Below are 14,051 nucleotides of genomic sequence, written 5' to 3'. Positions count from 1 at the left end.
CCCCCCCCCCCCCCCCCCCCCCCCCCCCCCCCCCCCCCCCCCCCCCCCCCCCCCCCCCCCCCCCCCCCCCCCCCCCCCCCCCCCCCCCCCCCGCTGCCGTCCGGTCGGCTACCATCGGCTCACATGTCCGTCCCGAACGGGTCCCACCCGGGCGGATCCGTCCCGCGAGGCCGCCGCGCCGTGCTCGCCGGGATGCTGGCGCTGCTGAGCGCCGGCCCGCTCACCGGGGCCGGACCCCTCCCGGCCGGCCGGCACGGCCTCCCCGGCGTCCCGGACTCCCTCGGCACCCTCGCAGGCCGCCGCACTCCCGCCGTCCCCGGCCCTCCCGGGGTCTCCGGCGTCCCCGACGTCCCCGATGTTCCCGATGTTCCCGACGTCCCCGCCGGCCTCTGGCCGGACGGCGCGACCGTCGTGCGGGGCCGGCACTCCGTGGTGGTCGGCCACCGCGTGCCGCACGCCGCCCTGCGGGACCTGGCGGCCACGGCCGACCGGGCCCGGCGCACCGTCGCGGAGATCTGGGGACCGGTCCGGGCCCTGGTCCTCCACCCCGCCACCGACGCCGAGGCCGCCGCCCTCGCCGGGGCGGGAAGCACCCGCGGCCTGGCCGCCCTGGCCACCGCGGATCGGGTGATCGTCCTGCCGTCCGGCTACGCCCGGCTCACCGCGACCGGCAGGGACGTGGTGATCACGCACGAGCTCACCCACGTGGCCACCGGCGCCACCCGCGGCGGCCGGGTGCCGATGTGGCTCTCGGAGGGTTTCGCGGACTACGCCGGGTACCGCGACGCCGGGATCGCCGTGCGGACGGTCGCCGCCGAGCTGGCCGCGGAGGTGCGCGCCGGGACCCTGCCCGCCCGCCTCCCCGGACCGGCCGATTTCGCCCCGGGCGCCCCGAGGCTCGCGCAGGCCTACGAGGAGGCGTGGCTCGCCTGCCGCCTCGTCGCGGAGCGCTTCGGGGAGAAGGCGTTGGTGAGGCTCTACGGTAGCGATGTCGGGAGCACGCTCGGCCTGTCGGCGGCCGAGTTCACCCGGGCCTGGCGCGAGTACCTCCGGAGGGAACTGCGATGACGCTGAGCACGACGGACGCGCCCTCGGGCACGCGGTCGGCGGGGTGGGCGCTGGCCGCCCTGGGCGCGCTCACCCTGGCGGTCGTGGCGTTCACCACGCCCTGGCGGGCCCTGCCGGCGGCGGCGCCCGAGGTCGCCCCCTCCCCGGAGCGGGACTTCACCGCCGAGCAGATCGCCCGCTCCCAGGCGTTCGACGCGCTGGTCAGCGTTCCCGCGTACCTGTCGCTGGGCCTGACGCTGGTCGTGGCCGGGGTGCTGGTGGCCACGCCGCTGGGCGCCCGGCTGGCCGACCGGCTGCGGGGCCCCTGGTGGCTGCGCGTGCTGCTCGGCGTGCTGGTGATCTCGGCCGCGGTGGCGGCCCTGCGCTGGCCGCTGGGGATGTGGTCGGAGACCTACCTGCGCGAGTACGGGCTGTCCACCCAGCAGTGGCCCGCGTGGTCGGCCGACCGGGTCAAGAGCGCGGGCGTCGGCACGGCACTGACCGCGATCATGGTCCTGGCGGTGGTCGCGCTGGCGCGGCGCTACCGGCGCTGGTGGATCCCGGCCTCGGCCGGGGTGTTCGCGCTGACGCTGGGCGCGTCCTTCGCCTACCCGGTGCTCATCGAGCCGATCTTCAACGACTTCAGGCCGATGGAGGCCGGGAAGCTGCGCGACGACCTGCTCGCCATGGCCGCCAGGGACGGCGTGCCCGTGGAGGACGTGCTCGTCGCCGACGCCTCGCGGCGCACCACCGCGCTCAACGCCTACGTCTCCGGCTTCGGCGCCACCCGCAGGATCGTCGTCTACGACACGCTGCTGCGGGCCCCCGCCGACGAGGTCGAGCTGGTGGTCGCGCACGAGCTGGGCCACGCCGAGGCGGGCGACGTGCTCTGGGGAACGCTCGTCGGCGGCCTGGGCGCGGCCTGCGGGGCGTGCCTGCTGTACGCGGTCGCCTCGGCGCCGGGCCTGCGGCGGCGGGCCGGGGTGCCCGCCCTCGGCGACCCGCGGGCCACGGGCCTGATCATGGGGCTGGTGAGCCTGGCCACGGTCCTGTCGGGACCGGCCCAGAACGTGGTGAGCAGGCAGGTCGAGGCCCGCGCCGACGTGCACGCGCTGGACCTGACCCGCGACCCGGCGACGTTCGTCGCCATGCAGCGGCGCCTGGCCGCCACCAACGTCTCGGACCTGTCGCCCGACCCCCTCGAACACCTGCTCTACGCCTCGCACCCCGCGGCGCCGCAGCGCATCGCCGCGGCCCGCTCCTGGGCCCGGCTGAACGGTCTCCCCGAGCCGTGAGCCGGACCCTGGTCGTCACGAACGACTTCCCGCCCCGCGCGGGAGGGATCCAGTCCTTCGTGCACGGCCTCGTGGCCCGCCGCCCGCCCGGCTCGGTCGTCGTGTACGCCCCGGCCTGGCCCGGCGGTGACGCCTTCGACCGGCGCCGGCCGTACCCGGTGGTGCGGCACCCGGGGTCGCTGATGCTGCCCTCGCCCGCGGTGGCCCGCCGGGCCGCCGCCCTGGTCGCCCGGTTCGGCTGCGACACCGTGGTCTTCGGGGCGGCGGCGCCGCTGGGCCTGCTCGCGCCGAGGATGCGCGAGGCCGGGGCACGCCGCGTGGTCATGCTCACCCACGGCCACGAGGCGGGATGGGCCGGGATCCCGCTGGCCCGCGGGATCCTCGCCAGGATCGGCGCGGAGGCCGACGCGGTCACCTACCTGGGGGAGTACACCCGGCGCCGGCTGGCCGGGCTGGTCCCCGAGGGCAGGCTGGTGCGGCTGGCGCCCGGCGTCGACACCGGGACGTTCCACCCCGGCGCCGGGGGGGAGCGGATCCGCGCCGAACTGGGCCTGGGGGACCGGCCGACGGTGGTCTGCCTGTCCAGGCTGGTGCCGCGCAAGGGCCAGGACACGCTCCTGCGGGCCTGGCCCACGGTACTGCGGGACGTCCCCGACGCGGTGCTCCTGATCATCGGTGGCGGCCCGTACCGCAGGACGCTGGAACGGCTCGCCCGGCCGCTGGGCGGCGCGGTCCGGATCGTCGGCCCGGTGCCGGAGTCCGCGCTGCCCGGCCACCTCGCCGCGGGAGACGTGTTCGCCATGCCGTGCCGCACCCGCCTGGGCGGCGTGGACGTCGAAGGGCTCGGCATCGTCTACCTGGAGGCGTCCGCCACCGGGCTGCCGGTGGTGGCGGGCTCCTCGGGCGGCGCCCCCGACGCCGTGCTGAACGGGGAGACCGGGCTGGTGGTCGACGGGACCCGTCCGGACGAGGTCGCCGCGGCCCTGACCGGCCTGCTCAAGGACCCGGCCGGCGCGCGGGCCATGGGGGAACGGGGGCGCGAGTGGGTCGCGCGCGAGTGGAGCTGGGAACGTGCCGCGGCCCGCTTCGCCCGCCTGCTGGAGCCCGCGCAGACCCCCTAACCCCGCTCCGCGCCCTCCGAAAGACCGGCGGGGCGACCGGCGCGGGACGCGGCCGGGCCGCCGGGACGGGCGTCCCCGGGGTCACCGACGGGGTGGCCGGTGAGACGGTCGAGCGCCGCGGAGGTGGCGTCGTCGGCGGGCAGGTGGACGACGAGGCGCTGGTCGTCGTCGGCGGGCAGCTCCAGGGTCTCGTACGCCAGGCGCAGCTCGCCCGCCTCGGGGTGGAGCATCCGCAGCACGCCGCTCGCCCGGGGCAGGCCGGGCAGGGTCTCCACGCGCCCGGTGAAGGCGGTCCCGGCGGTGACGGCCAGCTCGTCGGCGAGCAGCACCAGGTGCGGGTCCGTCCGGAACGCCCCCTGCTTGAGGGCGGCGACCTGCTCGTCGGCGACCTCGTCCCAGTCGGGGTAGACGGCCCGCGCCCGCTCGTCGGTGAACACGAAGCGGGCGAGGTTCGGCGGATCGCCGTCCAGCAGCCCGGCCGGTCCGGCCAGCCGCCGGTACCCGGCCGTGCAGGCCAGGACCTCGCTCAGCCGGTTGAGCAGCACCGCGGGGGCCGGTTCCAGGCGGTCGAGCAGCGCCCGCACGGCGGGACGTGTCACGCGGGGCGGCACCGGCGCGTCCACGCAGCCGAAGCCGCCCTCGGCCGTCTTGCCGAGACGGTGCAGGTGGACGCGTTCGAGCGTGGTCAGCCGCAGCGCGTCGGCGAGGGCGGAGAGCACCTGCACGGACGGCCGCCGGTCGCGTCCCTGCTCCAGGCGGGTCAGGTACTCGACGCTGACCCCGGACAGCGTGGCCAGCTCGGCCCGGCGCAGGCCCGGCGTGCGGCGCCGGGGACCGGCCGGCAGCCCGATCTCGGAGGGGGACACCGCTTCGCGGCGGACGCGCAGGAACAGTCCCAGTTCGTTGTCGCTCACGGTGCGAACGTAACAGCGGTGGCCCGCGGGGACCGTGCCCGCGGGCCACCGCCCCCGGCCGTTCCCCGCGTCCGCTTTCGCCTTCCCCGCGTTCCGCGTGCCCCCGCCCCGGCGTTCCCCGCCCCTCGGACGGACGGGCGGACGGCACGTGCTAGCGGTAGAGGGCGTTCACCCGCTCGGCGAAGTCGCGCATGACCACGCCGCGCTTGACCTTCAGGGTCGGGGTGAGGTGCCCGCTCTCCTCGCTGATGTCGACGTCGAGCACGGTGAACTTCTTGATCTGCTCGGCCCTGGAGACCGTCCTGTTGGCGTCGTCCACGGCCTTCTGCACCTCGGCGACGATCTCCGGGTCGGAGCTGAGGGCGGCGAGGTCCGCGCCGGTCCTGCCGTTGGCGGTCTTCCACTGCTCCAGGGCCTCGACGTCGAGCGTGACGAGCGCCGCGACGAACGGCCGGTCGTCGCCCACCACCATCGCCTGGCTGACCAGCGGGTGGGCTCGGATGCGGTCCTCCAGCGGGCCCGGCGCCACGTTCTTGCCCGCGGCGGTGACGATGAGCTCCTTCTTGCGGCCGGTGATGCTGAGGTAGCCGTCCGGGTCGAGCTCGCCGATGTCACCGGTGTGGAACCAGCCGGCCTCGTCGATCACCTCGGCGGTGGCCTCGTCGTTGTTCCAGTAACCGTCGAAGACGTGCCGGCCCTTGACCAGCACCTCGCCGTCCTCGCCGATGCCGATGGTGACCCCGGGGAAGGGCTTGCCGACCGTACCGATCTTGTTGGCCCCCGGGATGTTGACCGAGGACGGCGCGGAGGTCTCGGTCAGGCCCCAGCCCTCCAGGACCTCGATGCCCACACCGCGGAAGAAGTGGCCCAGCCGCTCTCCCAGGGCCGAGCCGCCGGACACCGCGGCCCAGAGGCTGCCCCCGGTGGCGGCGCGGAGCTTGCGGTAGACGAGCCTGTCGAACACCCGGTGCCTCAGCCGCAGGGCCAGCCCCGCGCCGCCGGTGGACTCCGCCCTGCTCCAGGCGACGGCCGTGTCGGCCGCGGCGCGGAAGATCTTCGCCTTGCCCTCGGCGGCGGCCTTCTGCTCGGCCGTGTTGTAGACCTTCTCGAACACGCGGGGCACGCCCAGCAGGAAGGTGGGCCGGAAGCCCTGCAGGTCGGGGCCGACGTTCTTCATCGTGGGGGTGTGCGCCAGCAGCGTGCCCGTCTCGACCAGCACGACCTCGATGATGCGGGCGAAGACGTGCGCCAGGGGCAGGAAGAGCAGCGCCGACCTGCCGTCCACGGTGAAGAGCCGTTCCAGCGGGCCGCCTGCGACGTTCCTGGCGGTGAACAGCAGGTTGTCGTGGGTCAGCCGGCAGCCCTTCGGCCTGCCGGTGGTGCCCGAGGTGTAGACGACGGTGGCCAGGTCGGCGCCCTGGCGCGCGGTCCTGCGCTCGGCGAGCGTGTCGTCGGAGACCTCGGCGCCGCGCGCGGTGAGCTCCTCCAGCGCGCCGCCCTCGATGAGCCAGACGTCCTTGAGGCCCGGCAGCTCGGACGCGCCCTCGCGGACGGTCGCCTCGTGCGCGTCCAGCTCCACGAAGACGGCCTTCGCGCCGCTGTCGGAGATGATCCAGGAGACCTGGTCGGCCGAGGAGGACTCGTAGATCGGCACGCTGACCGCGCCCGCGGACCAGATCGCGTAGTCGACGACGGTCCACTCGTAGCGGGTGCGCGACATCAGGGCGACGCGGTCGCCGGGCTCGACACCGGCCGCGATCAGGCCCTTGGCCACCCCGGCGACCTGGTCGCGGAACTCTCCGGCGGTGACGGCGGACCAGTCGTCACCGAGCTTGCGGCGCAGCACGACCGCGCCCGGCTCCTGTTCGGCGCGACGGAACACCGTGTCGGTCAGGTTGGCGGAGGAGGGGACATCCACCAGCACGGGGACGCTGTACTCGCGCACGGATCACTCCCGGGGACGCACGGATCGATGGGCTGCCTGGAAGTTATCGCGATAAGTTACGCACCGGTAAATTCGTCATCCAGGCGTTATCACAGGAATTTCACCGTACCAAGCCCCCGGACCCCCGGACGGGGGCCGCACCGCGGCCTCGGAACGGTGGTGTTCGCCAGGCGTGTCGGTATTTGGCGGTAGTTAGGATGGCGGGCATGCGGGTTCATGTCGTCAGCGACGTGCACGGAAGAGCCGACGCGCTGGCCCGCGCCGGGGACGGCGCCGACGCGCTGATCTGCCTGGGCGACCTGATCCTGTTCGTCGATTACCAGGACCACTCCAAGGGCATCTTCGCCGAGCTGTTCGGGGCCGAGCGGGCCGCGGAGTTCATCGGGCTGCGGACGGCCAAACGGTTCGACGAGGCACGGGCGATGTCCTCGGAGCTGTGGGCGTCGCTGGAGGGCGACCCGCGCGAGCACATCGAGCGCTCCGTCCGCCGCCAGTACGACGAGATCTTCGCCGCGATGCCGGTGCCCGCCTACATGACCTACGGCAACGTGGACCTGCCGCTGCTGTGGCCCGAGTACGTCCGCGAGGGCCACCGGGTCCTCGACGGCGAGACCGTGGAGATCGGCGGCCTGCGCTTCGGCTTCGTCGGCGGCGGCCTGCGCACGCGGTACCGCACCCCCTACGAGATCGACGACGAGGAGTACGCGCGCAAGGTCGAGGCCGTCGGCGAGGTGGACGTGCTCTGCTGCCACATCCCGCCGGCCGTTCCCCAGTTGCTCTACGACGTGGTGGCGCGGCGCTTCGAGCGGGGCAGCGAGGCCACCCTGGAGGCGATCAGGCGGACCCAGCCGCGCTACGCCCTCTTCGGCCACGTGCACCAGCCGCTCGCCTCCCGCGTCCGCGTCGGCAGGACCGAGTGCCTCAACGTCGGGCACTTCCGCGGCCGCGGGACGCCGTTCGTCCTGGAGTGGTAGGCGCGCCCGGCGTCGCGGGGACGTACGCGGACGATCGTGAGGCAGTACGGTTGGCCCATGGCTGATCGCACCACCTCCAGCATCACGATCGGCGCGGACCGGTCGACCGTCATGGCGGTCATCGCCGACTTCCCCTCCTACCCCGAATGGGCGGGCCAGGTGAAGGCCGCCAGGGTCCTGTCCGAGGGGGAGGACGGACGGCCGGCCACGGTCCGCTTCGTCCTCGACGCGGGCGTGATAAACGACGAGTACACCCTCCGCTACACCTGGCACGGGGACGAGTCCGTCGACTGGATCATCGCCGAGGCCGGGAAGATGGTCTCCGGGCTCACCGGGAGCTACCGCCTCGCCGAGGTGGGCGGCGGCACCGAGGTGACCTACGAGCTCGCCGTCGACCTCAAGGTCCCGATGATCGGCATGATCAAGCGGAAGGCCGAGAAGGTCATCATCGACACCGCCCTGAAGGGGCTGAAGAAGCGCGTCGAGACCCCATGACCGGGCCAGGCGCGGCACCGGCGGCGGGCTCCGGGACGGGCCCGGTCCCGCCGGTCACCGGTTCGGTCCCGCCGGTCACGGGCCCGGGACGGGTTCCGGCGTCACCGGCGACGGGCCGGCAGGTCCCTCCGGTGCCGCGGGTGCGGGAGGCGCCGTGAGCCGGATCCTGCTCTTCACCGGCAAGGGCGGGGTCGGCAAGACGACCGCCGCCGCGGCCACGGCCACCCTCGCGGCCCGGTCCGGCCTCAAGACGCTGGTGGTCTCAACCGACACCGCCCACTCGCTGGCCGACGCCCTCGGCGTGCGGGTCGGCGGGGAGCCCACCGAGATCGCGCCCGGCCTGTCCCTGCACCAGGTCGACACCCAGCGGGCGCTGGAGCGCCAGTGGGGCGAGCTGCGCGACTACGCCAGGGGCCTGTTCGCGGAGCTCGGCCTCGACGAGGTGACCGCCGAGGAGATCACGGTGCTGCCCGGCGCCGAGGAGGTCATCGCGCTGCTGGAGCTGCGCGAGCAGGCGCGGACCGGGCTGTGGGACGTCATCGTCATCGACTGCGCCCCGACCGCGGAGACGCTGCGGCTGCTCGCCCTGCCCGAGGCCCTCGACTGGCACGTGAACCGGCTGCTGCCCGTCGGCAGGCGGCTGCTGCGCACCCTGTCCCCGCTGGTCCGCCGCCTGGCGCAGGTCAGCGTGCCCGAGGATCACGTGATCGGGGCCGGGGAACGGCTTCACCGGGGCCTGATGGAGGTGCGCGAGCTGCTCACCGGGCCCGGTGCGAGCGTCCGGCTGGTGCTCACCCCCGAGGCCGTCGTGCTGGCCGAGGCCCGCCGTACCCTCACCTCCCTCAGCCTGTACGGCTACCGGGTGGACGCGGTGATCGCCAACCGGGTCTTCCCCTCCGAGGGCGCCGACCCGTGGCGGCGGCGATGGGTGGACGCCCAGGCCCGCCACCTGACCGAGGTCGAGGAGTCCTTCGCGCCGCTGCCCGTGCGGATCGTCCCGTACCTGGAGGCCGAGCCGGTGGGCCTCGACGCGCTCGCGGGCGTGGCCGAGGCCATGTACGGCGAGAGCGACCCCTTCGCCCCGCCCACCGTCGACCCGCCGCTGCGGATCACCGACGAGGGCGAGCTGATCCTGGCCCTGCCGCTGGCGGACAAGGACGACGTCGACCTGTCGCGCAAGGGCGACGAGCTGATCGTCAACGCCGGTTCCTACCGCCGCGTCCTGGCCCTTCCCGCCGCACTGGCCCGCAGGCCGGTGCGGGAGGCCGCGCTCCGGGATGGCTTTCTCCGGGTACGGTTCGAATCGGGAGGGCCTGATGACCGATAACACGAATGACGAAGAGAAGACCCCTACGTCGCCTACACCTGGTAAGCCCGCAAAGCCGCGTGCGCCGAGGAAGCGGGGCACGACCGCCGCCCCCGCGACTCCGGACGCCCGGGAGGCCGGGACGGCCGGAGCCGAGGCGCCGGTTAAGGCGGTGGAGACGGTGGAGACGCCCGAACCCGCCGTCCGGGCCGACACGGCCCCGGGGACGAAGGGCTCCGGGAAGACTGCGCGCGCCAATCCGCGCGCCAAGCGGGGCGAGCGTGCCGAACCGGCCGGGAAGACCCCGGACGCCGGTTCCGAGGGGACCGAGGGCACCGCCGAGGAGGCCGCGCAGTCCAAGAGCAGAGCGCAGTCCAAGAGCACCGGGCAGTCCAAGAGCACAGGGCGGGGCAAGGGCTCCGGATCGGCCAAGAGCGGCGGGCGGGCCAAGGCCGCCGCCTCGGCCGAGAGCGCTGAGGGCGCCGGGAAGGCCGAGAGCACCGGGAAGACCGCGCGGGCCGGGAAGGACGCGGGCCAGGCCGACGGCACCGAGCAGGCGAAGAAGAGCACCGCGCGGGGCAAGGGTTCCGGAACGGCCAGGAGCACGGGCCGGACCAAGGCCACCGGACCGGACACGAGCACCGAGGCCGCAGAGAGCCCCGGGACCGTCGAGGCCGCCGAGGGCACCGGGCAGTCCGTACGGGCCGTGAAGGACGCCGGAGGGCAGGCCGACAGCGCCGGGCGGCCCGAGGAGGCCCAACAGGACGCGCAGGCCGAGGAGTCCGCGCAGGCCGAGGGAGCCACGCGGGACGAGGAAGCCGGAGAGACCGCGCGGGCCGGGCGTGACGCGCGCGCCGAGTGGTTCGAGCGCGCCGAGCGGGCCCGCCGCGAGGAGCAGCGTGCCGCGCAGATCCCGTGGAGCTGGCCCGGCCGGCGCTCCGACCGTCCAGGCTCGGACGAGCCTGCCGGACGCGACGAGCCGGCCCGTACCGAGTCGACGCGGGCCGAGCCGACGCGGGCCGACCGGAACGAGGACGAGCGCGTGCGCGCCGACCGCGCCGATCGTGCCGACCGGGTCCATGCCCGCGGGGCCGGGGGCGAGCACGCCGGGAACGAACGTGCCACCGAGGAGCGCGCCGGGGACGGCGGCAAGGACCCGCTGGGCGCCGCGGCCGAGGAGGCGTTCAAGCTCTTCGAGACCCTGCAGCAGAAGGCGGCCAGGGAACTGCGCAAGAACCTGATCAAGGGCACGATGACCGGCATCGGCGGCGCCATCTCCGGGGGCGGCCGAGGCAGGGAGCGGGACGTGTGGGAGGAGGCGGTCTCCGATCACGAGGAGTACATCTGCCGCGCCTGCCCGGTCTGCCGTGCGATGGCGGCGCAGCGTGAGTCCGGCGGGGCGGTCACCGACCACCTCCTGCAGGCCGGGACCGAGCTGTTCGCGGCCTTCAAGTCGGCCGTCGACGGGATCGGCAGCAGGCCCGCGTCCGGAGATCGGGCACGGGAGCGCGAACGCGAGGAAACCCCCGTGGAGCACATCGACCTGGGGTGAGCCCAGGGGGAGAGGATGAACGGACAATGGCGCTGACCATCGGCGTGGACATCGGCGGTACGAAGATCGCGGCGGGAGTGGTCGACGAGGACGGCCAGATCGTCGCGCATCTGCTGCGGCCCACCCCGGCAGAGAACCCGGACCAGGTCGCTCACACGATCGGTGAGGCGGTCCTGGAGCTCGCCAAGGACCGGGAGATCGAGGCCGTCGGTCTCGGTGCCGCCGGGTTCGTCGACGAGACCCGGTCCATCGTCCGGTTCGCCCCCAACCTCGCCTGGCGCGAGGAGCCCCTGCAGAAGAAGGTCTCCGACCTGGTCGGCCTGCCGGTGGTCGTGGAGAACGACGCCAACGCCATGGCGTGGGGGGAGGCCAGGTTCGGTGCCGGCCGGGGTGAGACCCATCTGGTGTGCGTGACCGTCGGTACCGGCATCGGCGGCGGCCTGGTGTTCGAGGGCTCGCTCTACCGGGGCCGCTGGGGCATGGGCGCCGAGCTCGGTCACATGCAGGTGGTCCCCGAGGGACGTCCGTGCGGCTGCGGCAACCTCGGCTGCTGGGAGCAGTACGCCAGCGGCAGCGCCCTGGTCAACGAGGCCAGGATCATCGCCGAGGCCGATCCCGGCCGGGCCGCCACGCTCCTGAAGATCGCCGGGACCCCCGACCAGATCGAGGGCCAGGAGATCACCGACGCCGCCAGGCAGGGGGATTCGGCCGCGCTGGCCGCGTTCGCCTCGATCGGCCGGTGGATCGGGCAGGGCCTGGCCGACCTCGCGGCCGTCCTCGACCCGGGGTGCTTCATCCTCGGCGGCGGTGTCTCGCGCGCCTCGGACCTGTGGATCGACGAGGCCCGGGACTCCTTCGCCACCCAGCTGAGCGGCCGGGGGCACCGGCCGCTGGCCGACATCCGCCCCGCCGAGCTCGGCGCCTCGGCCGGCCTGGTGGGCGCCGCGGACCTGGCCCGCAGACGCTGACGCCACCTCCGCCGGACATGCCCGCCGACGCACGCGGGCATGTCCGGTGGAATCGCGAGGTTCGCGTCGTTCGCGGGTATAGGGGCGCCTCGTGGGGGTACCCGTCGTGAGGTCGTGGGGTCGCGGCGGGTCCTGAGGTGAGGTGACCGTGGTGCTGAGGATCGCCAGCTACAACGTGCGTTCCATGAAGGACGATCTGGCGGCGCTGGAGCGTGTGGTCTCCGCGCTCGACGCCGACGTGCTCTGTGTGCAGGAGGCTCCCCGCTTCCTGCTGTGGCGCCGCAAGCGCAGGCGGCTGGCGGCCTTCGGCGGGCTGACCGTGGCCTGCGGGCGCCGCCGGGGCGGGGTCGCCGTGCTGACCGGACCGCGGGTGCGCCTGCTGCACGGGGAGGGACGCCTGCTGGAGTCCTTCTTCCCGCTGGAGCGGCGCGCCGTCGCCGTCGCCGTGGTCGAAGCGGAGGGACGGCGGCTCGCGGTCGGTTCCATCCACCTGGACCTCGACGAGAAGGCCCGTCGCCGGCACGCGGCCGAGGCGGTCGCCGTCGTGCAGGAGGTGGCCGACCGGTTCGACGCGCTCCCGGTGCTGGCCGGGGACATCAACGAGCAGTCCGGCCAGCCCAGCTGGGACCACCTGGCCGAGCGGCTGACCGACTGCTATCCGGTCTCGCCCCGCGGGAACGGCTTCACGTTCCCGGCCAAGGGCCCGCACAAGCGGATCGACGCGATCTTCGCGATGGAGGGCCTGTCCGTGCTCTCCTGCGGCGTGGTGGACGCGGCCCCGGCCGACCTGGCCGCCGCCACCGACCACCTTCCGGTGGTCGCCGAGCTGGACCCGCTGCGACCCGAGGCCGGTGACGCCACGTCGTCCGGGCCGGGGCAGAAGGGCCGGGCGGACACCGGGGCGGGCGAGGGAGGCCCGGCGGACCGGACTCCCTGAGGAGGCCCCTGCCACGCCCGGAAGGCTCCGGACAGGAACTCCGGCCGCGCCCGGGAAGCCCTGGACAGGAGGCCCCGGCCACGCCCGGGAAGCTCCGGAGAGAAGGTCCAGGCCACGCTCGGAGAAGCCCCGGACGGACACTCCCGGCCACGCCCGGAAAGCCCCGGAGAAGCCCGGAGAAGTCCGGGAGAGGCGCCGGAGCAGGGCGTTTCCGCCGGAGCTCGGGGGTGCGCGAGCGGGACCTCCCCGGCAGGCGGCGGGACGTGCCCGCGGATCGGGGCCTGTCAACTGCCGAGACCGGCACACGGAAGGGGACGGGCGCCGTACCATTTGAAACATGACCCGTCGCCTTCCGCGGCGTGCGCTGGTTCTCGGCGCGGGAGGCCTGCTCCTGCTGTTCTCGCACACGTTCCCGGTACACGCCGATCCCGTCAGCCCGCCCGAGGCCGAAGCCTGGCAGGCTCCGGTCAGCGCGGGCCTGAGCAGTGACGGCTCCCTCTCGGACGTGGCGGGCGTCTCGTCCACCAGCGTGTGGGCCGTCGGCCAGCAGAGCGTCTGGGACATCTGGCAGAGCCGCGGGGCGATCACCCACTGGGACGGCTCGTCCTGGAACGAGGTCGGCATCCGCAACGACCCGACCGGCGCCGGGCTGCTCCGTTCCGTCGCCGCGGCCTCGGCCACCGAGCTGTGGGCCGTCGGCGAGGGGCACGACGGCCAGCCGTACGTGGCGAAGGGCGACGGGGGGACCTTCGACAGGGTCACCCCCGACAGGCTGCACGCGGGCGACTGGCTGGGCGGGGTGGCGGCCGTCCCCGGGCGGGTGGTGGCCGTCGGCCGGCGCGACGGGACGCCGTTGATCGTGACCGGCACCCCCTCGAAGTGGAGGCTCACCCGGCTCACCGACAGGGGGACGCTCTACGGGGTGGCGCTGTCGGGCAAGAGCGACGGGTGGGCGGTGGGCGACGCCGAGGGCGAGCCGCTCGTCATGAGGCAGTCCGGCGGACGATGGAAGCCGTCCAAGATCCCCGACATCCCCGGTGGCTACCTGCGGGACGTCCACCTCGACGGGCCGAAGCGGGCCCTAGCGGTGGGCGGGGTCTCCCGGGAGACGGGCGGGACCGTCCCGCTGGCCCTGTCGTGGAACGGCAGGAAGTGGTCGCGGGTGCCCCTTCCCGAGGGGGACGTCCGGCTGTACGGGGTGACGGGCGACCGCAAGGGGCACTTCTGGATGTCCGGGGTCGACCTGGAGCGTCCGCGGGAGCCGTTCCTGCTCCGCTACGACGGGCACCGGGTCAAGGCGCTGCGCGGTCCCGAGAGCGCCGCTCCCCGGACGGTCAGGCTCCAGTCCGTGGCCTACCTGCCGGGCACCCGCACCGTGTGGACCGTCGGTCACGTGGTCGACGGCTCCGGCACCTACACCGACGTGATCGAACGGTTCGGCGACCCGGAGCGCACCAAGTCCTGACCCGCGGGCCCGCGCCCGGACGGCCGTACCGG

The 14,051-nt window shown here is 74.7% G+C and carries 12 protein-coding genes; 10 read left to right on the top strand and 2 right to left on the bottom strand.

What is annotated here, in order from left to right; genetic code table 11:
* The first annotated feature begins 123 nt into the window (after positions 1 to 123).
* Genes ACZ6RT_RS29135 through ACZ6RT_RS29125 form a run of 3 tightly spaced genes read left to right on the top strand, consistent with a single transcriptional unit; the run spans position 124 to position 3,463 of the window.
* Positions 124 to 1,068 carry a hypothetical protein gene (locus ACZ6RT_RS29135; protein ID WP_470157202.1) on the top strand — a complete coding sequence of 315 codons (945 nt, stop codon included), beginning with the start codon at positions 124 to 126 and terminating at the stop codon, positions 1,066 to 1,068.
* Positions 1,065 to 2,342 carry a M48 family metallopeptidase gene (locus tag ACZ6RT_RS29130; RefSeq protein WP_399193368.1) on the top strand — a complete coding sequence of 426 codons (1,278 nt, stop codon included), beginning with the start codon at positions 1,065 to 1,067 and terminating at the stop codon, positions 2,340 to 2,342. The genes ACZ6RT_RS29135 and ACZ6RT_RS29130 overlap by 4 nt, the downstream gene beginning before the upstream one ends.
* Positions 2,339 to 3,463 (top strand): glycosyltransferase family 4 protein, encoded by a 1,125-nt coding sequence (locus ACZ6RT_RS29125; protein ID WP_399193366.1) that lies wholly within the window; start codon positions 2,339 to 2,341, stop codon positions 3,461 to 3,463. Before ACZ6RT_RS29130 ends, ACZ6RT_RS29125 begins: the two co-directional genes overlap by 4 nt.
* Here ACZ6RT_RS29125 and ACZ6RT_RS29120 read toward each other — a convergent pair.
* Positions 3,460 to 4,377: a helix-turn-helix domain-containing protein gene (locus ACZ6RT_RS29120; protein ID WP_470157201.1), complete on the bottom strand. Its 918-nt coding sequence runs from the start codon at positions 4,375 to 4,377 to the stop codon at positions 3,460 to 3,462. The genes ACZ6RT_RS29125 and ACZ6RT_RS29120 overlap by 4 nt on opposite strands.
* Before the next feature lie 151 nt (positions 4,378 to 4,528).
* Entirely contained in the window at positions 4,529 to 6,322 is a 1,794-nt protein-coding gene (locus tag ACZ6RT_RS29115) for an AMP-dependent synthetase/ligase (protein ID WP_470157200.1), read from the bottom strand.
* A gap of 206 nt (positions 6,323 to 6,528) precedes the next feature.
* Between ACZ6RT_RS29115 and ACZ6RT_RS29110 the strand changes: the two genes are divergently transcribed.
* The 7 genes from ACZ6RT_RS29110 (at position 6,529) to ACZ6RT_RS29080 (ending at position 14,019) form a co-directional block, all read left to right on the top strand.
* Positions 6,529 to 7,296, top strand: coding sequence for a metallophosphoesterase family protein (locus ACZ6RT_RS29110; RefSeq protein ID WP_399193360.1), 768 nt, complete (start codon positions 6,529 to 6,531; stop codon positions 7,294 to 7,296).
* 57 nt (positions 7,297 to 7,353) lie between these two features.
* Positions 7,354 to 7,791, top strand: coding sequence for an SRPBCC family protein (locus tag ACZ6RT_RS29105; RefSeq protein WP_399193358.1), 438 nt, complete (start codon positions 7,354 to 7,356; stop codon positions 7,789 to 7,791).
* Positions 7,792 to 7,945: 154 nt separating this feature from the next.
* On the top strand, positions 7,946 to 9,118 hold the full coding sequence (locus tag ACZ6RT_RS29100; RefSeq protein WP_399193356.1) for an ArsA family ATPase: 1,173 nt from the start codon (positions 7,946 to 7,948) through the stop codon (positions 9,116 to 9,118).
* A 151-nt stretch (positions 9,119 to 9,269) separates the two neighbouring features.
* Positions 9,270 to 10,649 (top strand): hypothetical protein, encoded by a 1,380-nt coding sequence (locus tag ACZ6RT_RS29095; RefSeq protein ID WP_470157199.1) that lies wholly within the window; start codon positions 9,270 to 9,272, stop codon positions 10,647 to 10,649.
* Between the two features lie 26 nt (positions 10,650 to 10,675).
* A complete protein-coding gene (locus ACZ6RT_RS29090) occupies positions 10,676 to 11,617 on the top strand; it encodes an ROK family glucokinase (protein ID WP_344896434.1) in 942 nt (313 codons plus the stop codon).
* A gap of 142 nt (positions 11,618 to 11,759) precedes the next feature.
* Entirely contained in the window at positions 11,760 to 12,554 is a 795-nt protein-coding gene (locus tag ACZ6RT_RS29085) for an endonuclease/exonuclease/phosphatase family protein (RefSeq protein ID WP_470157198.1), read from the top strand.
* A gap of 337 nt (positions 12,555 to 12,891) precedes the next feature.
* A complete protein-coding gene (locus tag ACZ6RT_RS29080) occupies positions 12,892 to 14,019 on the top strand; it encodes a hypothetical protein (RefSeq protein WP_399193350.1) in 1,128 nt (375 codons plus the stop codon).
* Positions 14,020 to 14,051 lie beyond the last annotated feature (32 nt).

The organism is Streptosporangium sp. NPDC050148 (assembly GCF_055586505.1).
The sequence above is the reverse complement of the archived record's forward strand: the minus strand, read 5'-3'. Positions and strand labels throughout refer to the sequence as shown.

Excerpts from the sequence above, each read along its gene's own strand:
- ACZ6RT_RS29105 (WP_399193358.1), top strand. The coding sequence starts at position 7,354 with ATGGCTGATCGCACCACCTCCAGCATCACGATCGGCGCGGACCGGTCG.
- ACZ6RT_RS29090 (WP_344896434.1), top strand. The coding sequence starts at position 10,676 with ATGGCGCTGACCATCGGCGTGGACATCGGCGGTACGAAGATCGCGGCG.
- ACZ6RT_RS29130 (WP_399193368.1), top strand. The coding sequence starts at position 1,065 with ATGACGCTGAGCACGACGGACGCGCCCTCGGGCACGCGGTCGGCGGGG.
- ACZ6RT_RS29110 (WP_399193360.1), top strand. The coding sequence starts at position 6,529 with ATGCGGGTTCATGTCGTCAGCGACGTGCACGGAAGAGCCGACGCGCTG.
- ACZ6RT_RS29135 (WP_470157202.1), top strand. The coding sequence starts at position 124 with ATGTCCGTCCCGAACGGGTCCCACCCGGGCGGATCCGTCCCGCGAGGC.
- ACZ6RT_RS29080 (WP_399193350.1), top strand. The coding sequence starts at position 12,892 with ATGACCCGTCGCCTTCCGCGGCGTGCGCTGGTTCTCGGCGCGGGAGGC.